The organism is Paraburkholderia tropica (assembly GCF_900109265.1).
Classification (GTDB): Bacteria; Pseudomonadota; Gammaproteobacteria; order Burkholderiales; family Burkholderiaceae; genus Paraburkholderia; species Paraburkholderia tropica.
In genome coordinates this window covers 206439-227379 of record NZ_FNZM01000011.1, presented here as the reverse complement: position 1 = coordinate 227379, position 20941 = coordinate 206439, and the positions used below count along the sequence as shown (strand labels likewise).

Annotated in this window: 16 protein-coding genes; 11 read left to right on the top strand and 5 right to left on the bottom strand. The window is 67.3% G+C overall.

The window, feature by feature from the left end; all coding sequences use genetic code 11:
- Positions 1-84: 84 nt before the first annotated feature.
- Positions 85-1296: a formate-dependent phosphoribosylglycinamide formyltransferase gene (gene purT / locus BMY06_RS19990; RefSeq protein ID WP_065063637.1), complete on the bottom strand. Its 1212-nt coding sequence runs from the start codon at positions 1294-1296 to the stop codon at positions 85-87.
- A 231-nt stretch (positions 1297-1527) separates the two neighbouring features.
- Between purT and BMY06_RS19985 the strand changes: the two genes are divergently transcribed.
- Both BMY06_RS19985 and BMY06_RS19980 read left to right on the top strand, forming a co-directional pair.
- Positions 1528-2187 (top strand): META domain-containing protein, encoded by a 660-nt coding sequence (locus tag BMY06_RS19985; protein WP_080180703.1) that lies wholly within the window; start codon positions 1528-1530, stop codon positions 2185-2187.
- A gap of 234 nt (positions 2188-2421) precedes the next feature.
- The gene (locus BMY06_RS19980; RefSeq protein WP_074984769.1) at positions 2422-7236 is read left to right on the top strand and encodes a DNA translocase FtsK; all 4815 of its coding nucleotides are present in this window, start codon (positions 2422-2424) and stop codon (positions 7234-7236) included.
- 121 nt (positions 7237-7357) lie between these two features.
- On the opposite strand, the gene BMY06_RS19975 is transcribed toward BMY06_RS19980, so the two are convergent.
- Positions 7358-8530, bottom strand: a complete 1173-nt coding sequence (locus BMY06_RS19975) for a lactonase family protein (protein ID WP_065063775.1) — start codon at positions 8528-8530, stop codon at positions 7358-7360.
- A 415-nt stretch (positions 8531-8945) separates the two neighbouring features.
- On the opposite strand from BMY06_RS19975, the gene BMY06_RS19970 reads away from it, so the two are divergent.
- The 3 genes from BMY06_RS19970 (at position 8946) to BMY06_RS19955 (ending at position 12752) form a co-directional block, all read left to right on the top strand.
- Positions 8946-9095, top strand: coding sequence for a DUF3096 domain-containing protein (locus tag BMY06_RS19970; protein WP_074984768.1), 150 nt, complete (start codon positions 8946-8948; stop codon positions 9093-9095).
- A gap of 173 nt (positions 9096-9268) precedes the next feature.
- Positions 9269-11146, top strand: a complete 1878-nt coding sequence (locus tag BMY06_RS19965) for a glycoside hydrolase family 15 protein (protein WP_074984860.1) — start codon at positions 9269-9271, stop codon at positions 11144-11146.
- Positions 11147-11474: 328 nt separating this feature from the next.
- Positions 11475-12752, top strand: a complete 1278-nt coding sequence (locus BMY06_RS19955) for a polyhydroxyalkanoate depolymerase (protein WP_074984766.1) — start codon at positions 11475-11477, stop codon at positions 12750-12752.
- Between the two features lie 90 nt (positions 12753-12842).
- Here BMY06_RS19955 and BMY06_RS19950 read toward each other — a convergent pair whose 3' ends face one another.
- Positions 12843-13475, bottom strand: a complete 633-nt coding sequence (locus BMY06_RS19950; RefSeq protein WP_065063648.1) for a TetR/AcrR family transcriptional regulator — start codon at positions 13473-13475, stop codon at positions 12843-12845.
- A gap of 443 nt (positions 13476-13918) precedes the next feature.
- Here BMY06_RS19950 and rsxB point away from each other — a divergent pair, with 443 nt between their 5' ends.
- The 3 genes from rsxB (at position 13919) to BMY06_RS19935 (ending at position 16132) form a co-directional block, all read left to right on the top strand.
- Complete coding sequence (rsxB, locus tag BMY06_RS19945) at positions 13919-14866, top strand: electron transport complex subunit RsxB (RefSeq protein WP_074984764.1); 948 nt, start codon at positions 13919-13921, stop codon at positions 14864-14866.
- Between the two features lie 23 nt (positions 14867-14889).
- Positions 14890-15534: an endonuclease III gene (gene nth / locus BMY06_RS19940; protein ID WP_065063652.1), complete on the top strand. Its 645-nt coding sequence runs from the start codon at positions 14890-14892 to the stop codon at positions 15532-15534.
- Between the two features lie 163 nt (positions 15535-15697).
- Complete coding sequence (locus tag BMY06_RS19935) at positions 15698-16132, top strand: DUF1841 family protein (RefSeq protein WP_065063655.1); 435 nt, start codon at positions 15698-15700, stop codon at positions 16130-16132.
- A gap of 146 nt (positions 16133-16278) precedes the next feature.
- On the opposite strand, the gene BMY06_RS19930 is transcribed toward BMY06_RS19935, so the two are convergent.
- Positions 16279-16674, bottom strand: coding sequence for a c-type cytochrome (locus BMY06_RS19930; RefSeq protein WP_074984762.1), 396 nt, complete (start codon positions 16672-16674; stop codon positions 16279-16281).
- A 41-nt stretch (positions 16675-16715) separates the two neighbouring features.
- Positions 16716-17081 (bottom strand): c-type cytochrome, encoded by a 366-nt coding sequence (locus BMY06_RS19925; protein ID WP_065063659.1) that lies wholly within the window; start codon positions 17079-17081, stop codon positions 16716-16718.
- A 370-nt stretch (positions 17082-17451) separates the two neighbouring features.
- On the opposite strand from BMY06_RS19925, the gene BMY06_RS19920 reads away from it, so the two are divergent.
- The 3 genes from BMY06_RS19920 (at position 17452) to BMY06_RS19910 (ending at position 20821) form a co-directional block, all read left to right on the top strand.
- Entirely contained in the window at positions 17452-18303 is an 852-nt protein-coding gene (locus tag BMY06_RS19920) for an AAA family ATPase (protein ID WP_065063661.1), read from the top strand.
- A 48-nt stretch (positions 18304-18351) separates the two neighbouring features.
- A complete protein-coding gene (locus tag BMY06_RS19915; RefSeq protein ID WP_065063663.1) occupies positions 18352-19524 on the top strand; it encodes a vWA domain-containing protein in 1173 nt (390 codons plus the stop codon).
- Positions 19525-19603: 79 nt separating this feature from the next.
- Positions 19604-20821 carry a benzoate/H(+) symporter BenE family transporter gene (locus BMY06_RS19910; protein ID WP_074984760.1) on the top strand — a complete coding sequence of 406 codons (1218 nt, stop codon included), beginning with the start codon at positions 19604-19606 and terminating at the stop codon, positions 20819-20821.
- The last annotated feature ends 120 nt before the right edge of the window (positions 20822-20941 follow it).

The window sequence follows — 20941 nt, the reverse complement described above, 5'->3', positions numbered from 1 at the left end:
GCGATTATGGGACGTCCCGCGCGCGGCGGGCTTACCCTCGATCAATGCCGGCACGCGCAAGCGCAGGCCACACCGATTCGCCGCTCAGCCCTTGACCGGACGCACCGCCGCCGCCGCCGCGCGAGCGCGCGCACGCGCCTCTTCGAGATCCGCGCCGGTTGCGAGCGCCACGCCCATGCGGCGCTTCGTGAAGCTTTCCGGCTTGCCGAACAGGCGCAGGTCCGCGCCCGGCACGGCCAGCGCGTCCGCGACGCCCTCGAACGCGATGCCGCGCTCGTCCATTCCGCCATAGATCACCGCCGACGCCGACGGGCCGCGCGCCGTCGTATCGACGGGCAGGCCGAGAATCGCGCGCGCATGGAGTTCGAATTCCGAGAAACGCTGCGACGCGAGCGTGACGAGCCCCGTGTCGTGCGGACGCGGGCTCACTTCCGAGAACCACACCTCGTCGCCGCGCACGAACAGCTCGACGCCGAACAGGCCGCGCCCGCCCAGCGCCTCGGTCACCTTGTGCGCGATTTCGCGCGAGCGCTCGAGCGCCTTCGGGCTCATCGGCTGCGGCTGCCACGATTCCACGTAGTCGCCGTCGACCTGCCGGTGGCCGATCGGATCGCAGAAATACGTCTGCACCTCGCCGCTCGACGGATCGGTGGCGCGCACGGTCAGTTGCGTGATCTCATATTCGAAGTCGATGAAACCCTCGACGATCACGCGGCCATGGTTCACGCGCCCGCCCGCGAGCGCGTATTGCCACGCGGCCTCGACGTCGGCGTCGCTGCGCAGCACCGACTGGCCCTTGCCCGACGACGACATCACCGGCTTCACGACACACGGATAACCGACCTTGGCGATGCCCGCCTTGAGTTCGTCGAGCGAGTCGGCGAACGCGTACGGCGAGGTCGCGAGACCCAGTTCCTCGGCGGCGAGACGGCGGATGCCCTCGCGGTTCATGGTGAGCTGCGCGGCGCGCGCGGTCGGGATCACCTCGGCGACACGCTCGGCTTCGACGGCCGCGAGCGCGTCGGTGGCGATGGCCTCGATTTCCGGCACGATCAGATGCGGACGCTCGGCGTCGATCAGTGCGCGCAGCGCCTTGGGATCGGCCATGTCGATGACGTGCGCGCGATGCGCGACCTGGTGGCCGGGCGCGTTCTCGTAGCGGTCGACGGCGATCACTTCCACGCCCAGGCGTTGCAGCGCGATGATCACTTCTTTGCCGAGCTCGCCTGCGCCCAGCAGCATGACGCGGGTGGCGGAAGCGGAAAGCGGCGTGCCGATGCGGGGGCCGGTCTGCATGATGTCTCCAGAGAATGACGGTGGGCGGTACGCACGGGACCCGGCGCGCGCCACGGGTGATGCACGAATGCGAGAGAGCGCCGATGTTAACACGCGCGCGCATGCCGCCTGGAGACTTCGCGGATACATCTGGACACAGTTAGATAGCGCGCCGCCGAGCCGTTTGCACTCGCTTGTGCGGGGCGGGTGCGTTACGCTTACGCCTTCTCGCCGCTTACCAGGAATTTCGCGATGCTCAAACGATCGAGCCACCGCCTTGCCGGACGCTCCACGGCGCGCCAGACTCGCGCCTCGCGCGCTTCGCTCATGTCGCTCGTTTCACGCACGGCGCCGCTCGCGGCCGCCACGGCCGCCGCGCTGCTGCTGGCCGCCTGCAAGCTGCCGGTGCATCAGGACACGTCCGCGCCGCCGCCCGATCCGTTCAATCCGGCCGCCACGCAGTTGCTCGACAATTCGCACTGGCAGCTCGTCGAGTGGAAGAACGCCGACGGTTCGCTGCGCTCGCTGCCAGGCGCCGCCGCGACTGGCGCCGCCGCGGCCGCGCCCGGCGCGCGTCCGGTCACGCTCGATCTGTCGACCGCCACCGGCCAGCGCCGCGCGAGCGGTTTCTCGGGCTGCAACCGCTACACCGGCGCTTACGTGCTCAAGAACGGCCTGCTCTCGTTCGGCCAGCTCGCCGGCACGCGCATGGCGTGCATCGGCGCGGGCGGCGAGATCGAAAGCGCCTATCTCGACGCGCTCTCGCACATCGCGCGCAGCGGCGTGCAGATGCGCGATCCGCAGGCGCTCCTGCTCGTCCTGGAAAACGGCGACCGCCTGACTTTCGCGAGCACGGTCGCCGCGGCGGCCCCGCCGGCCTCGGGTGCGCAGCCCGCGAAGCAAGGCGAGTGACGTTCCGCTGACGATCCGCACCGACTTGCAGCCGCGCCCTCGTCCGGCGCGGCTCTTTTTTGCGGCACAGGCCGCCGCCAGCGCGCGCACTCGTGCGCGCCGCCAGGCGTACTAAACAGCGCAGTGCAAAGCACACTGCGGCGCGGCGACAACGCGCGTTGCGGCGCGCGGGGTCCTTGCGGTTACACTCGAACACTCGTCACGTTGCACCTTTTTTAATCACTGATCTCTGGCATGCACACGGTAGTTCCTGGCTGGTTCGGCTTGTCGGCCGTCTGGTTCATCCCCCTGATCTGGCGTCTCGTGAAGTCGGTGCTGCCCGGCGGCGCGGGACTGCGCGGTCCCGGCACGATCCGGCTCTGGCTCGGCTTTTTCTGCGTGTTCGTTTCGAGTTGCGTGCTCGAAGCGTCGCTGATGCACATCGTGGGTTTCGATGCGTTCGGACACGCGCTCGCCGACGGGCTCGGCAAGCTGATTGGCCACGTCGCGACCCCGCTCGTCATGACGGCGCTGTTTTTCGTGAGCCTGCCCTGGCTCATCGACTTCCGCTGGCGCGACTTCTTCGTGTGGGCCGACATCTCGCTCGGCCTCGGCCTGAACATCCGCCCCGCGCGCGACGACGACGGCGGCGAACGCCGCTCGCGCCGCAGCCGCCGCGAATCGAACGCGGACCTCGCGCAGCCGGGCCTGTCTGCGAGTCTGGGCGGCGGTAGCGCAACGGGCGCGGGCATGGGCGCTGGACTCGGCTCAGGACTGGGCCAGGCCTACGGCCAGGGACCGGGCGCAGGACTCGGCGGCGGCCTCGCCGCGGGCACGGGACCGAACATCGGCTCGGGCACCGGCGACGCCGCGCCGCTCGACGGCACGCGCCGCAAGCGTCCGACCATCTGGCGTCCGCCGATGCCGGGCAAGCGCGCCGCGCACGCTTCGGCGGCGGCAGCGGCGGCCGAAGTCGCGCGGGCGAGCGCCGCGAATCCGTGGCGCGTCGAGCCGGATTTCGCCTCGCCGGAACCGTCGCCCGCCGCCGCGTGGGCGCGCACCGAACCGACCGTGCCCACGGGCTGGCTGCGTGACGGCCAGAACGCCCCGCGCGCGCCGCAAGCACAAAACACGCCGCCGATGCCGGGCGACACGCGTCGCGCACCGGCTGCATCCGGCGCGGCTGTCGCGGCACCCGCCGCTGCGGCCAACGGCGCGAACGGCGCCTCATTCGCCGCCGATCCGCGTCGTCAGCCGATCAACACGAACGCGATGGGCGCCGCGCCGATGAACGGCACCATGCCCGCGATGTCGGCGACCGCTGCACAAACGGCGTCGCGCATGGCCACCGGTGCGCCGCAGACCGGCGCATCCGCGAATCCGACGCCGTGGCGCGCGCCCGCGCCGCGTCCGGCCTCGCAGGCGCAGACCGCCGCGCAAGCGGGCACGGCGTTTGGCGTGGCGTCGTCCGCATCGGCGGCCGCCGCCAGCGCACAGGCCGCGCAAGCCGCCCGCGCCGCCGTGGCCGCCACCCAGGTCACCCACGCGTCGTACGCCGTCCCCACCGTTCCGGCGGCAGCGACGGCCGCCGCCGCTGCCGCCGCGCGCGCAGCCGTCGCCGATCCGCTCACCTCGCCTTTCGCGCAGCCCGCGCCTGTGCGCCGCAGCGCGCCGCCGCCCGTCGCGGGCAGCACGGCCGCGCGCGCCTCGGCCGCCGCCGCCGCGACGCAGCCGCGTCCGGCCAAGCCGCCGCGCCCGTTCGTCTGGCCGACCCGCACCACGCCCGCCGCCGCGCGCCCGCTGGCCGCGAGCCAGGGCATGGCGCAGGGCGGCGCGCGCATCGGCGCTCCCGTCAGCGCGCCGATCGCCGACGCCAACGCCGTGACGCCCGCCTACTCGCGTCCGGCCACGGCCACACAGCCCGCGCCGCAAGCGCCGCTCTCGACGAGCGTGCTGGAAACACTGCGCTCGATCGAGGAAAACGCCGCGCGCTGGACCTCGCTTGCGGGCGCAAGCCTCGCGCGCCGCATTCAGTCCGATGACGACACGCCGGACACGGCCGATGTCGTCGCGCACGCAGCGCCCTACCCCGCCGCCGAGGCGATCGAAACGATCCCGGCGCACGCTGTCGAAGCGGTTGAAGAAACCGTCGCGCCGGTTGCCGCGCCTGTCGAGATCGATACGGCGGAAGCCTTCGCATCCGACTCTGAGCACGCCGTCGAAGACGAAACGCGCGCGCATTTCCCGCTCGCCGCGCCTCAGATCGCCCTCACCGAGGCCACGCAGGCCGAGGAAGTGGCCGATCGCGTGGATCACGTGGATCACGTCGGCACGACCGAATCGCAAGACGAAACACTGCCGTCGTTCCTGATCGCCGACGACCACGCCCACGACAGCCACGACGACGAAGCGATCGCGCTGCCGAATTTCGTTGCGCCCGCCGCGCGCGCCGAAGTCAGCAGCGACGCGTTCAACACGCAGTACGTCGAAGCCGAACACGCGGAACCGGTGGCGGAACCGGCAAAGGCCGAAGCAATCGCCACGGAAACGCCCGCGTCCACGACAACTTCAACGGTCTGGCCGACGTTCGACAACGGGATGCCCTGGGTCCTGCTCGACGACGACGAGCCGCAAGCCGAAGCGCAGCCCCAAGCCGCACACGAAGCCGCGAGCGAAGCGGCCAGCCACGAAACCGATAGCGTCATGCACTTCCCGCGTCTCGCGCCGGAAGCCGCGCAGACGCCTGAGGTCGAACCGGCCGCCGAAGCATGGCCCGCGGACGACCCCGTTCACGCGGCGGCACACGCCATCGCCGCAGAAGAACCCGTCGCGCAGCAAGCGGAACAGGCCGTTGCGCACGCAACCCACTCGCTGGCACCCGCCGACGCGTTCGCGCAATCGTTCGCGGCGGCGCTGGCGCGTTTCGTGGAACCGGCTGACGAAGAAGCAAACACGGACGCTGAAACCGCCGAGACGCACGTCGTCAGCGCTGAAACCGAACCGGCATCGCACGTAAGCGAAGCGCCTGTGGTCGTCGCGGCGAGCGATGCCGCGGAAACACCCGCTGCGCTGGTTCAGTCGACTACGCCAGCAACACAGCCTGAGCATCTGCCGGAAACCGAACCGACGCCCGCGCCCATTCCGGCTTTCGCGCCGGAGGCCGAGGCAGAGCCCATCGCTTCCTCCACGACCGCACCGTCGGACAGCGCGCAAGTCAGCGCGCCGCAGCACGTAGAAGCACCGGCAGCGCCGATCATCCCGCCGCTGCCCGCGCTCGCCGACGCGCCGTACATCGCGCCGATTCCTGCGCCGATTCCTGCACCGATTCCCGCGCCGTTCGCGGATATCCCGCCGTGGGAAGCCGCGCCGCTGGTGTTCGCGCCGGAGCCGCCCGCGCCGTTCGTCCCGTCGATCGATCTCGCGCCGCCCGCACCGTGGTCCCCCGCCGTAGCGGCGCCGTCGCCGGAACCCGCGCAAGCACCGGCAACACCGGCGCCTGTAGCCGCACCGCCCGCCGCCGAACCCGCCGCGCGCCAGCCCGTGCGCGGTCATGCGCCGACGGCGTTCGAGTTCCAGCCGCTGTCCGCCTCGTCGGTCGAGTTGCCGGGCTTCGAGCTGCTCGAACGCTCGTCGACCGAAATCGAATACGTCTCCGAGGAAAAGCTCGCCGAAACCAGCCAGCTCATCGAGCAGCGCCTGCAGGAATTCAAGGTGCCGGTGACGGTGGTCGGCGCCTCGGCGGGCCCGGTCATCACGCGCTTCGAAGTCGAGCCCGCGCTCGGCGTGCGCGGCAGCCAGATCGTCGGGCTGATGAAGGATCTGTCGCGCGGCCTCGGCCTCACGTCGATCCGCGTGGTCGAGACGATTCCCGGCAAGACCTGCATGGGCCTCGAACTGCCCAATGCAAAACGCCAGATGATCCGCCTCTCGGAGATCCTCGAATCGACGCCTTATCAGCGCTCGCAGTCGAAGCTCACGATCGCGATGGGCAAGGACATCGTCGGCCTGCCGGTCGTCACCGATCTCGCCAAGGCGCCGCACATGCTCGTCGCGGGCACGACGGGTTCGGGCAAGTCGGTCGCCATCAACGCGATGATCCTCTCGCTGCTCTACAAGGCGACGCCCGAGGACGTGCGGCTCATCATGATCGACCCGAAGATGCTGGAGCTTTCCGTCTACGAAGGCATTCCGCATCTGCTCGCGCCGGTCGTGACCGACATGAAGCTCGCGGCCAACGCGCTGAACTGGTGCGTCGGCGAGATGGAGAAGCGCTACCGGCTGATGTCGGCCGTGGGCGTGCGCAATCTCGCGGGCTTCAACCAGAAGATCCGCGACGCCGAGGCGAACGAGAAGAAGATCGGCAATCCGTTCTCGCTCACGCCCGAGGCGCCCGAGCCGCTCTCGCCGCTGCCGATGATCGTCGTGGTGATCGACGAACTCGCCGACCTCATGATGGTCGCGGGCAAGAAGATCGAAGAGCTGATCGCGCGTCTCGCGCAGAAGGCGCGCGCGGCGGGCATCCACCTGATTCTCGCGACGCAGCGGCCTTCGGTGGACGTCATCACGGGTCTCATCAAGGCGAACATTCCGACGCGTGTGGCGTTCCAGGTGTCGTCGAAGATCGACTCGCGCACGATTCTCGACCAGATGGGCGCCGAGTCGCTGCTCGGTCAGGGCGACATGCTGTTCCTGCCGCCGGGCACCGGCTATCCGCAGCGCGTGCACGGGGCGTTCGTCGCCGACGAGGAAGTGCATGCGGTGGTCGAGTATCTGAAGCAGTTCGGCGAGCCGGAGTACGTCGAGGGCATTCTCGACGGTCCGACCAGCGAAGGCGCGCCGCAGGACCTGTTCGGCGAGTCGCCCGAGGCGGAAGCCGATCCGCTGTACGACGAAGCGGTTTCGTTCGTCGTGCGCACGCGGCGCGCGTCGATCTCGTCGGTGCAGCGGCAGTTGCGCATCGGCTACAACCGCGCCGCGCGCCTCGTCGAGCAGATGGAAGCTGCGGGTCTGGTCTCGCCGATGGGCATCAACGGCAGCCGCGAAGTGCTCGTGCCGGGTCAGGCCGAATAAGCGATTCGCACCGCTCGCCCGCTCGCGCAACACTGAACGCGGGCAGCAACGAAAAACGCCGCGCCGGACGAATCCGGCGCGGCGTTTTTGTTTGCGCGTGCGTTCGGTGCGCTAAACGCGCTTACTGCGCGACGAACTTGAAGTCGACCGGCGAACCGATCTCGATCTTCTTCGGGTTCGCTTCGAGCAGACCCGTTTCCTGATCGCGACGAAACACGTAAGCCGTGTCGCTGTTCTGATTGCCGACGATCAGCCACTGGCCGCTCGGATCGATCGCGAACTCGCGCGGCGACTTGCCGAGGCTCGCCTGGCGGCCGACGCGCTTGAGCTTGCCGCTCGTCTGATCGACGGCGAAGATCGAGATGTCGTTGGCATCGCCGCGATTCGACACGTAAAGGAACTTGCCGTCCGGCGACAGATGCAGCGCCGCTGCGCCCACCGCGCCCTTGAAGCCCGGCTCGGCGAGTTTCTCGACCTGTTCGAGCTTCAGATGGCCGTCGTCGTAGTTGAACACGCTCACGGTGCCCGCGAGTTCGCTCGTCAGATACGCATGGCGGCCGTCGTTGCCGAACACGAGGTGACGCGGGCCGGTGCCGGCCTTCACGTCGGTGTAGCGCCATTCGGCCGGGCTCACGAGACCGCGCGAACCGTCCGGCGTGTAGCGGTAGGTCCAGAGCTTGTCGGTGCCGAGATCCTGCGTGAAGAGATAGCGGCCGTCGGGCGAGAACACTGTCGAGTGCACGTGCGCGTTGTCCTGGCGGCCCTTCACCGGACCGCCGCCTTCGTGATGCACGGTCAGCACCGACTGGCCGAGCTTGCCGTCCTGCTCGATCGGCAGCACCGCGAAGCTGCCGCCCGGGTCGGCCGCCACCGAGTAGTTGGCGACGAACAGATACTTGCCGTCCGGCGACAGGCTCAGATAGCACGGGTCGTTGCCTTGTGCCGACACCTTGTCGAGGAACGTGAGCTGGCCGCTCGCGGCGTCGAAGCCGAACGCGCTGACGTCGCCGCGCACGCTGGCCGGGCCGTTGTCGCCGGGCAGTTCGTTGACGGCGTAGACGTGGCGCTTGTCCTTGCTGACCACGAGATACGACGGGTTCACCGTCTTCGCGACGCTCACCTGCTGCGCGTCGCCGGTCTTCGAGTCGAAACGATAGACGTAGAGGCCTTCGCTCTTGCCGCCGGTGTAGGTGCCGACGATCAGGTTGTAGACGCCATTCGCCGAAGCCTCGGCGGGCGCCGCACCCGTGCTGCCTTGTGCGAATGCGGTCGTGGCGGCGGCAACGCTGGCCATGATGGCGATACCTTTGATGATCTGACGAATGAGCCCGCGCGGCGCGGTGCGCGATTGTGCGTGCGAATCTGCTGGCGATTGCGCGTTCGATTGTGCGTGCGTACGCGCAGGCATGCGCGAGACGGGCACGCCGATTGCGGCTGCGTGGCCTTGAAACATGTCGACCTCCTTTCTTCTTGTCGAACCTGGATGGAGCTGATCGGCAGCGCGCGGCGCGTGGCGGGCGGAACCCGGAAAGCGTTGCGCGAGCACGATTGTTATGAGGGTTAGACCAGTATAAGTGAGGATGCGCGCGCCTGATGGCCAGACGTTCATTAGACGCCGGATGCGCGAGCCTCGACATCGGTATCACCCGGATCGCGCTGCATGCGCGTCCGATTTGAGTCCCCCCCGCGCCCCGCTCAAAGGAGTGAATATGAACATCCATGTCGCCATCGGCCCGCTCGTCGCGCTCATCGCCGGCATTCTGATTCTCGTCGTGCCGCGTCTGCTCAACTACATCGTTGCGCTCTACCTCATCATCATCGGGATCATCGGATTGTTCGGCACGAACGGGCATTTCTGACGCCCTGCCGACACGAAATCGCCCTGGCCGAAAGTTCCCGCACCAGCTTGTTGCGCGCCGTGCACGTCGAAACGCGTTGCGCGAGCGGGCCTGCACCCACTACTCTTGTGCGTGCATGCGCCTTATCGACCGTTTTGACCGTTTTTTCGCGTACCGCTGTCAATCTGCTTACCATGCCTGCACTTATCGAAGACTATGCCTTGATCGGCGACGGCCACACGGCCGCGCTCGTGTCCCGTGAGGGTTCCATCGACTGGCTCTGCTGGCCGCGCTTCGACTCCGGCGCGTGCTTCGCCGCGCTGCTCGGCACCGAAGCCAACGGCCGCTGGCTGATCGCCCCCGCACCCGCCGCCGACGGCTCGCGCGCCGACATCAAGATCACGCGCCGTTATCGCGGCGACACGCTGATCCTCGAAACCGATTTCGAAACGCCCGACGGCGCCGTCACGCTGATCGACTTCATGCCGCCCGGCAACGGCTGGAGCGAACTGGTGCGCATCGTCGTGGGACGCCGCGGCACGGTGGCCATGCGGTGCGAACTCGTGATGCGCTTCGACTACGGCTTTTCGGTGCCGTGGGTGAGCCGCCTCACCTACGAGAGCGGCATCAAGGCCACCGTCGGCCCGGACACCGTCGTGCTGCGCACGCCCGTCGATCTGCAGGGCGAAAACATGCACACGGTCGCCGAATTCGAGGTCAAGGAAGGCGAGCGCGTGCCGTTTTCGATGGCTTACGCGGCCTCGCATCTGCGTCTGCCGCCGCCGCGCGATCCGTTCACGGCGCTCGCGCGCACCGAGAACTACTGGGCCGAATGGGCCGCGCGCGGCACCGTCGAAGGCCGCTGGGCCGAGCCGATCCGCCGCTCGCTCATCACGCTCAAGGCGCTGGCCTACGAGCCGACGGGCGGCATCGTCGCCGCGCCCACGACCTCGCTGCCCGAGCAGCTCGGCGGCACGCGCAACTGGGACTACCGCTACTGCTGGCTGCGCGACGCCACCATCACGCTGCTCGCCATGATGCGCGGCGGCTATTACGACGAAGCGCGCGCCTGGCGCGCGTGGCTCGGCCGCGTGATGGCGGGTTCGCCCTCGCAGTTGCAGATCATGTACGGCATCGCGGGCGAGCGCCGCCTGCCCGAGTTCGAACTCGACTGGCTGCCCGGCTACGAAGGCGCGAAGCCGGTGCGCGTCGGCAATAACGCGGTCGGGCAGTTGCAGCTCGACGTCTACGGCGAAGTGATGAACGCGCTGCATCTCGCGCGCGTGGGCGGCCTGCAAGCCGACGAAACCGCGTGGTCGATCCAGTGCGCGATGCTCGAACATCTGGAAACGATCTGGACCGAGCCCGACGAAGGCATCTGGGAAACGCGCGGCGGCCGCCAGCACTTCACGTTCTCGAAGGTCATGGCATGGGTGGCGTTCGACCGCTGCGTGCGCTCGGCGGAGCAGTTCGACCTGCCCGGCCCGGTCGATCACTGGCGCGAGCTGCGCGACACCATCCACGCGACCATCTGCGAGCGCAGCTTCAATACGGCGCTGAACTCCTTCACGCAGATCTACGGCGGCACCGACCTCGACGCGAGCCTGCTGCTGATGCCGCTGGTCGGCTTCCTGCCCGCGAAGGACCCCCGCATCGCGGGCACGGTGAAGGCCATCGAGCGCGACCTCATGTGCGAAGGCTTCGTGATGCGCTACCGCACCACCGACTTCAACGACGGCCTGCCGCCCGGCGAAGGCACCTTCCTCGCGTGCAGCTTCTGGATGGTCGACAACCTCGCGCTCCAGGGCCGCATGGACGACGCGCGCAAGATGTACGAAAGGCTGCTCGCGCTCGCCAACGACGTCGGCCTGCTCGCCGAGGAATACGATCCGATCGCCGGCCGTCTTGTGGGAAATTTCCCACAAGCTTTCTCGCATGTGGCGCTTGTGCACACCGGGCTGAATCTGATGCGGCACGAGCAGGAAATGGCCAGCGAGACGGGCCACCCGACCACGCCGGAAACGGCCATGGAGGCGGACCTTGCGGACAGATCGGCGACAGCCGCATCGTAATTGTTCGAAAGCGTGGGCGAAAGCGCCGATCGCTTTGCGCGAGGTGGGTTACACTGGGATGCTGCATTGCACAACATTCTGGGGTCCGATATGATCGACCGCGTATTCGAGCAGGCTGTCGTCCACGGTATCCCGTCCCTGCGGGGCACGCCGCGCGGGCAATCCGGGCCGCATGCGCGCGCGATCCGCGCGAAAGCCACGCATGCGCCTCAAGCGGCGCCATCCCAGGCCGATAAACTGCCTGACCGACCCACTCTCCCAGCCCGCCGCCGCCCACCCGCGCAGCGGCGCGGCGCGGGGGCGAACCACCCCTGATGCCGGAGCATCCATGCTCTACCAAATTCGTGAATACCAGCGCGCCTTGCTGAGCCCGCTTACCGCGTGGGCCCAGGCGGCGTCCAAGTCGTTTTCGAACCCGTCGAGCCCGTTCTCGCTGATCCCGGGCGCCACGCGTCTCGCGGCCGGCTACGAACTGCTGTATCGACTCGGCAAGGACTACGAAAAGCCTGAATTCGACATCCGCCAGATCGAGAAAGACGGTTTTCACATTCCGATCGTCGAGCAGACCATCGTCGAGAAGCCGTTCTGCCGTCTGCTGCGTTTCAAGCGCTACGCCGACGACTCCGGCGCCGTCGCCGCGCTCAAGGACGAGCCCTCGGTGTTGGTCTGTGCGCCGCTCTCGGGCCACCACGCCACGCTGCTGCGCGACACGGTGCGCACGCTGCTGCAGGACCACAAGGTCTACATCACCGACTGGATCGACGCGCGCATGGTGCCGCTCGACGCCGGTCCGTTCCATCTCGACGACTACATCGCGTACATCCAGGAATTCATCCGTCATATCGGCGCGAAGAACCTGCACGTGATGTCGGTGTGCCAGCCCACGGTGCCGGTGCTCGCGGCCATTTCGCTGATGGCCTCGCGCGGCGAAGCCACGCCGCTCACCATGACGATGATGGGCGGCCCGATCGACGCGCGCCGCAGCCCCACGGCGGTCAACTCGCTGGCCACCGAGCACTCGCTGGAGTGGTTTGCGAACAACGTCATCCACACGGTGCCGGCCAACTATCCGGGCGAAGGCCGCGAGGTCTATCCGGGCTTCCTCCAGCATGCGGGCTTCGTGGCGATGAATCCGGGCCGCCACACCACCGCGCATTGGGACTTCTACAAGAGCCTGCTGCGCGGCGACGAAGAGGATGCCGAAGCACATCGCCGTTTCTACGACGAATACAACGCGGTGCTCGACATGGCCGCCGAGTATTACCTCGAGACCATCCAGACCGTGTTCCAGGACTTCCGCCTGGCCGAAGGCACGTGGGATGTCGCGGGCGAGCGCGTACGGCCGCAGGACATTCGCGAAACGGCGCTCTTCACGATCGAAGGCGAACTCGACGACATTTCGGGCTCGGGCCAGACGCATGCCGCTCACGATCTGTGCACGAGCATTCCCGAAGCGAACCGCCATCGCCTGACCGCGGAAAAGTGCGGCCACTACGGCATTTTCTCGGGCCGCCGCTGGCGCACCATCATTTATCCGCAACTGCGCGAATTCTTCCGCCAGTATCAGCAGACGAAGCAGTCGAGCAAGGAAAGCGCGGTCGTCTGAGTTCGCCTCCGCACACGCGATACCGCACACAAAAACGCCGCACCGGTTCTCCAACCGGCGCGGCGTTTTTTCATGACGGCGCGTAACGGGCTACTTGCGCAGCAGGAACGCGAGCAGCATGTCGGTATTGAGCTTGATGATCTCGGCGCGTTCGGCGGGCGCGCTGAAGTCGCGGCCCATCGTCGCGTTGATGGTGTAGCGGTTCGAGACGATGTAGTAGCCCATGCCCGAGAGCGTCACGTACAGACGCAGCGGATCGACGTCGGAACGGAACAGGCCCGCGGCCTCGCCGCGCGCGAGGATCGAACCGAGCGTGGCGACGATCGGCGACACCATCTCGTGAATGCGCGTGGACTTCTGCATGTAGCGCGCCTCGTGCAGGTTCTCGTTATTCACGAGCCGCAGGAGTTCGGGATGATCGCGGTAGTAATCCCAGACGAAATGCGCGAGCCGCGTGATGGCCTCGACCGGTGCGAGCCCGGCCAGGTCGAGCGCGCGCTCGGCTTCGTTCAGCGCGCCGAACGCGTGTTCGAGCACCGCAGTGAACAACTGCTCCTTGCTTCCGAAGTAGTAGTAGAGCATGCGCTCGTTGGTTTCCGCGCGTCGCGCAATCTGGTCGACGCGGGCGCCAAACAGGCCGCCGCTCGCGAATTCTTCCGCCGCGGCGAGCAGGATGCGGCGGCGCGTGCCTTCAGGATCTCTTTTGATTTTCGGCTGATTCATGGTGGCAGGATCGCTCGATAGGCGCGCGGGCTCCCGCTTCGCGCCGCCGGGCCTCTCCAAACCCATGTAGCGGCAGCGTGACTGCGGGGCGCGCCAGGTTAATGGACTGACACCCTTCTTTTTCGGTCTTGCATGTCGACGTGCGCCGTCACCGGCCCCCTCGCCTGACGATGCGTCGTGAAGCACTCCTCTGCGCCCGATCCGAATCCGGCATGCCCGCGAGGCTGGCGCGACACCTGCGCGGCCGTTCGCGATTCGAATTAAGCGCTTTGATTATGGCACATGCCCTGCCGATGGCAATGCGGGAAATCGGCGATAATGCGGGCTTTGGCGCCGCGCGCGCGAGCCTCGCCAGGCGGCCCTGTCGCCTCGCTTGAGTTGTCAGCGCGCCGCCGCCCGGCCCGCTCCCCATTCCCCCCCGGGCCCGCCCAGAAGTCGCGACCGTGAACGAACCTAAAACACTTGCAGATCGCATCGAAGATCTGCTGCCCCAGACGCAATGCACCAAGTGCGGCTATGACGGCTGCCGGCCCTACGCCGACGCTGTCGCGGCCGGCAGCGCCAACTACAACCAGTGCCCGCCCGGCGGCGCCGAGGGCGTCGAACGCCTCGCCAGACTGCTGGGCAAGCCGGTTATTCCGATCAATCCGGTCAACGGCGTCGAACGTGCGCGTCCCGTCGCGTTCATCGACGAGCAGGTCTGCATCGGCTGCACGCTGTGCATGCAGGCGTGTCCCGTCGATGCGATCGTCGGCGCGCCCAAGCAGATGCACACCATCGTCAAGGATCTCTGCACGGGTTGCGACCTGTGCGTGGCGCCCTGCCCGGTCGATTGCATCGCGATGATTCCGGTGACGGGCGACGCCACCGGCTGGGACGCCTGGACGCAGCAGCAGGCCGATGAAGCACGCCTGCGCCACGACCGCCGCCAGGCGCGCCTCGCCGCCGAGCGCAACGCCGCCGAAGCGCGCGCCGCCGCCCGCCGCGCGGCGGCTGCCGCCCCCGCGCAAGACGCCCAAGACGCGCAGAAGGCGCAGGCGGACCAGACCGAGCAAGCCGCTCACGCAGGCGCGACCACCGCGCCCGCCGCCGCGCAAGCCGCGCCCGCCAACGACGCCGAAGCGAAGAAGAAAGCGATCATCCAGGCCGCGCTGGAACGCGCGCGCCAGAAGAAGGCGGAACTGTCGGCGCGCGGCGAAGGCCCGCGCAACACCGAGCACGTCAGCGCCGACGTGCAGGCGCAGATCGACGCCGCCGAGGCGCGCCGCAAGCGTCTGGGCATCGCCGCATCGCAGAACGGCCAGAGTGGCCAGAGCGACGACGCGAGCGAGAAAAGCAAGAAGAGCGACAGCGCCGCCGCCAACACGCCCAACGACGACAAGCCCACGTAACCACCGCGCCCACGCCTATCCGCATGAACGCCACCAAGCGCCGCGCCATCTACGAAACGCTGCAAAGCATCAATCCGCATCCGGAGACCGAGCTGGAGTTCACGACGCCGTTCGAACTCCTGATCGCCGTGCTGTTGTCCGCGCAGGCTACCGATGTGTCGGTGAACAAGGCCATGCGGCGGATGTTTCCGGTCGCGAACACGCCGCAGACCGTGCTCGCGCTCGGCGAGGAAGGCGTGGCCGATTACATCAAGACGATCGGCCTCTACCGCACCAAGGCGAAGAACGTGATCGCCACCTGCGAAAAGCTGATCGAGCAGTACGGCGGCGAAGTGCCGCGCACGCGCGAGGCGCTCGAAGGACTGCCCGGCGTGGGCCGCAAGACCGCGAACGTGGTGCTCAACGTGGCGTTCGGCGAGCCGACCATCGCCGTCGACACGCATATCTTCCGGGTCGCGAACCGCACCGGCCTCGCGCCCGGCAAGGACGTGAAGGCCGTCGAGATCGCGCTCGAAAAGTACACGCCGAAGGAATTCCTCGTGAACGCGCATCACTGGCTGATCCTGCATGGCCGCTACGTCTGCAAGGCGCGCCGTCCGGAATGCTGGCATTGCGTGATCGAGCCGGTCTGCGAGTTCAGGCAAAAGACGCCGCCACCCGATCTTTGAGCGATGCCTGAGATCCACGCCCCGGATCCGGCCCTGAAAACGCGGCCGCGCGTTGCGGCTGCAGCTCCGGCAAGCCCGCGCACGGCGGCGTAAAATCGGCCATCACAGTCCAACGACGAAGCCGGTTCGGGTTCGAACCGACTCCCCACCCAGCACGTTCACGATGTTCAATCCCAGCCGCGACGAAGTCCGCCGCTTTTTCACCGAGACCTGGCGCAAGCAGCGCGCGGGCGAAATCCTCACGCCGCTCGAGGCGATTGCCGCCGACTGGATCGTCGAGCATCCCGAGTATCACGCGGAGCTCGCCGACGCCGATCAGGCCGCCGCGCAGGACTATTCGCCCGAACGCGGGCAAAGCAATCCCTTCCTGCATCTGTCGATGCATCTGGCGATCAGCGAGCAATTGTCGATCGATCAGCCGCCGGGCATCCGCGCGGCGCACGACCGGCTCGCGGCGCGCATGGGCTCCACGCACGACGCGCAGCACGCGATCATGGAATGTCTCGGCGAGACCATCTGGGAAGCGCAGCGCACGAATACGCCGCCCGACACCGACGCCTATCTGCAACGCATCGAGCGCCGCGCGACGCGCGACTGAGCGGATCTGTCGATACGCCGATTCATCGATACACGTCGATTCAAGCGGCATCCACAAACAAAAACACCCCGTTCGAACCGCCACGCGGCCCGAACGGGGTGTTTTTGCTTTCGGCGGCGCGTCCGTGCGTTCGTGCGCCCCAGCGCTTATTTCTTCTCGACGAGATCGCCCTTGAGCGATTCGATATACGCGGCCAGATCCTTCATGTCGCCCTGCGACAGGCTCTGCACCTGCGCCTGCATGATCGGATTGTTGCGACCGAGATGCGGGTTATTGCCGCCCATCTGGTACTGGCGCAGCGCCCAGTAGATGTAATCGGCATGCTGGCCCGCGAGCTTCGGATACTCCGGGCTCACCGGCTTGTTGAGGTTTTCGCCGTGGCAGGCGGCGCAGTTGTGGCTGTCGGACAGCACCTTGCCTTTGGCGGCGTCGGCGGCCTGCGCGGGCAGCGCGACGAGCGTGAAGGCCAGTGCCGATGCGGCGGCAACGATCGCGGCGGCCGGCGCGTACGTGCGACGGCGGGCATGCGCGGGCACGGCCATGCGGGACTTGTTCATGGTTTTTCCTCTCAGTCGCGTGCCGGTTACTTCTCGGGATTGTTCTTCGAGGCGGGCGTCTGCGACGAGTAATACGCCGCGATGTCCGCAATATCCTGATCGCTGAGCGACGCCGCAATGGCGTGCATGGTCTCGAAGTGGCGGTCGCCTTTCTTGTAGCCGTGCAGGGCGTTTTCGATGTACTGGGCATTCTGGCCGCCCAGGATCGGCACGTGATAGACCTCGGGATAGGCCGTGCGATAGTCGGGAATACCATGACAGCCGATACACATCGCCACCTTGTCCTGCCCTGCCTTCGCGTTGCCCACGACGTCCGCGTGTGCCGTGGCCGCGAAGCCCGCCAGCACGGTCAATGCTCCGAACATGACGTGCTTGCCGACAATTTTTTTCATAGCATCCAACCTGGCTTGAGGGGATTCGAACGCCCGAACCGCAGGCCACGGCCTGCGCCGCATTACTGCTGTTTTACTTTTGGGGGTCGCCGTGCAGGCCGAAAAAAATCGGTCCGAGTATACCGCGACGCCACGCCGCACGTCCATCGGGCGGCCGCCCGTGAGGCGCCCGCTCAGGCCCGCCACACGGGGCTCCGGCGTTGTGCGAGGGGCCTTCGGGCGGGTCGTGCGGGGGAACCCTGGTGCGCCGTTCACGACAGTTCCAGCGATAAACAGGTGCCGCATCGGGCGGTGCCAACGATACGCGAGCCCCCTCCGGGCCAACACCCCTTCTGACTTATACTGGGATTTTTTTAGCGAGCGGTTCATCATGCGCGCCACGCGTTTCGAAGGCTCTTCGCAGTACGTCGCCACCGACGACCTCAAGCTCGCGGTCAATGCCGCGATCACCCTGAAGCGTCCGCTGCTCATCAAGGGCGAGCCGGGCACCGGCAAGACGATGCTGGCCGAGGAAGTCGCGGCCGCGCTCGACATGCCGCTCATGCAGTGGCACATCAAGTCCACCACGAAGGCGCAGCAAGGCCTCTACGAATACGACGCGGTGTCGCGCCTGCGCGATTCTCAGCTCGGCGACGAGCGCGTGAAGGACATCCGCAACTACATCGTCAAGGGCGTGCTGTGGCAGGCGTTCGAGTCGGAGCAGCCGGGCGTCTTGCTGATCGACGAGATCGACAAGGCCGACATCGAATTCCCGAACGACCTGCTGCGCGAACTCGACCGCATGGAGTTCTACGTCTACGAGACGCGCGAACTCATCAAGGCGAAGCAGCGTCCGCTCGTGATCATCACGTCGAACAACGAGAAGGAGCTGCCCGACGCCTTCCTGCGCCGCTGCTTCTTCCACTACATCAGCTTTCCCGATCCGGCCACGATGCAGCGCATCGTCGAGGTGCACTATCCGGGCATCCGCAAGGAACTGCTGAGCGCCGCGATGGAGAGTTTCTTCGAACTGCGCAACGTCGCGGGCCTGAAGAAGAAGCCGTCCACGTCGGAACTGCTCGACTGGCTCAAGCTGCTGCTCGCCGAAGAGGTGCCGCCCGAAGCGCTGCGCGCCGTCGACGGCTCGAAGTCGATGCCGCCGCTCGCGGGCGCGCTGCTCAAGAACGAGCAGGACATGACGCTGTTCGAGCGGCTCATCTACATGAACCGCCACAACCGCTAAGCCGCGGGTGAGCGCGTCAATGGCCCGCACGAGGCACGGAGAATCCGCATGCTGATCGACTTCTTCTACACGCTGCGCGACGCGAAGCTGCCGGTCTCCGTCAAGGAGTACCTCACGCTCGTGGAAGCGCTCAAGGAGCGCGTGATCGCGCCCTCGCTCGACGACTTCTACTTTCTCGCGCGCATGACGCTCGTGAAGGACGAGCAGTATTTCGACCGCTTCGATCAGGCGTTCGGCGCGTATTTCCGCGGCATCGAGAAGAAGTCGGCGCAAGCGTTCGAGATTCCCGAGGACTGGCTCAAGAAGCGGCTCGAACGCGACTTCACGCCCGAGCAGCGCGCGCAGATCGAAGCGATGGGCGGGCTCGACAAGCTCATGGAACGCCTCAAGCAACTGTTCGACGAGCAGAAGGAGCGCCACGAAGGCGGCAGCAAGTGGATCGGCACGGGCGGCACCTCGCCGTTCGGCAACGGCGGCTACAACCCCGAAGGCATCCGCATCGGCGGCGAAGGCGGCCAGCGCAGCGCCGTGAAGGTGTGGGACGCGCGCGCGTATCGCGACTACGACGATCAGGTGGAAATCGGCACGCGCAACATCAAGGTCGCGCTGCGCCGTCTGCGCCGCTTCGCGCGCGAAGGCGCGGCCGAAGAACTCGATCTCACCGACACCATCCGCAGCACCGCCGCCAACGCGGGCTGGCTCGACCTCAAGATGGTGCCGGAGCGCCACAACAAGGTGAAAGTGCTGATGCTGCTCGACGTGGGCGGCTCGATGGACGACCACATCAAGCGCACCGAGGAACTCTTCTCCGCCGCGAAGGCCGAGTTCAAGCATCTGGAGTTCTACTACTTTCACAACTGCGTCTACGACTACCTGTGGAAGAACAATCGCCGCCGCCACGCGGAGCGCACGTCCACGTGGGACCTGCTGCACAAGTTCACGCCCGACTACAAGCTGATCTTCGTCGGCGACGCCACCATGAGCCCGTACGAAGTGCTGCAACCGGGCGGCTCGGTCGAGTACAACAACCCGGAAGCGGGCGCCGTGTGGCTGCGCCGTCTCGCCGATCAGTTCCCGCATTTCGCGTGGCTCAATCCCGAACCCGAACGGCTCTGGGAATACCGGCAATCGGTATCGGTGATCCGCGAGATTCTCGGGCATCGCATGTATCCGCTCACCGTCGCGGGGCTCGAAACCGCCATGCGCGTGCTGAGCAAGTAACGCCCCTTCTCCCCTGCACATCACACACGCCACACCCGCCCAAGCGGGCATTCACAAGTAAAACGAGGAGAGTTCCAGCATGACCGCGCCTTCATCCCCCGACCTGCCGGCGCGCGTCCGGCCGGGACCGCTGCGGCCGCTCGCCGACACGTCGGTCGCCACGATCGTGGCCGGTTTCGTCGCGATGATGACGGGCTACACGAGTTCGCTCGTGCTGATGTTCCAGGCGGGCCAGGCCGCACACCTGACGCCCGAACAGATTTCCTCGTGGATCTGGTCGCTCTCGATCGGCATGGGCGTCACCACCATCGGCCTTTCGCTGTGGTTCCGCGCGCCCACCGTGATCGCCTGGTCCACGCCGGGCGCGGCGCTGCTGATCAGCTCGCTGCCGCACGTGCCCTACGCCGAAGCCATCGGCGCCTATATCGTCTGCGCGCTGCTGCTGACCGCCGTGGGCCTCACGGGCTGGTTCGACACGCTGATGAAGCGCATTCCCGGCGGCATCGCCGCGGCGCTGCTCGCGGGCATCCTGTTCGAGATCGGCATCGAGATCTTCCATGCGGCGCAGGTGCAAACGCCGCTCGTGCTCACGATGTTCTTCGCGTATCTGCTGCTCAAGCGCGCGGTGCCGCGTTACGCGATTGTCGGCACGCTGGTGGTGGGCGTGGCGGCCGCCGCGACGCTCGGCCTGCTCGACTTCAGCCACTTCCGCGTGGCGGTCGCAAAACCGGTGTTCACGATGCCCGCGTTCTCGGTGCAGGCGATCGTCAGCATCGGCATTCCGCTGTTCGTGGTGGCGATGGCTTCACAGAACGTGCCCGGCATCGCCGTGCTGCGCGCCGACGGCTACAACACGCCCTCCTCGCCGCTGATCGCCACCACGGGCCTCGCGTCGCTCGTGCTCGCGCCGTTCGGCTCGCACGGCATCAACCTCGCGGCCATCACGGCGGCGATCTGCACCGGCCCGCACGCGCACGAGGACCGCAACAAGCGCTATATGGCGGCCGTCTGGTGCGGCATCTTCTATCTGATCGCGGGCACCTTCGGCGCGACCATCGCGGCGCTGTTCGCGGCGTTTCCGCAGGCGCTGGTGGTCTCGATCGCCGCGCTCGCGCTGTTCGGCTCGATCATGAGCGGGCTGACCAACGCGATGCAGAACCCGAGCGAGCGCGAAGCGGCTCTCGTCACCTTCATGGTGACGGCCTCCGGTCTCACGTTGCTGTCGATCGGCGCGGCGTTCTGGGGCCTGGTCGCCGGCGTGCTCACGCAGGTCATTCTGAACGCGCGGCGGGCCTGAAAACTGCAACACCGGCATGGCCGCCATGACGACTGCGCGCGCGACATCGCACCGCCTTCCGATCCGCCATAAAATGGGGGTGTGCGCCGCGCAGGCCCCAACCCGGCCGCGCGGCAGCGC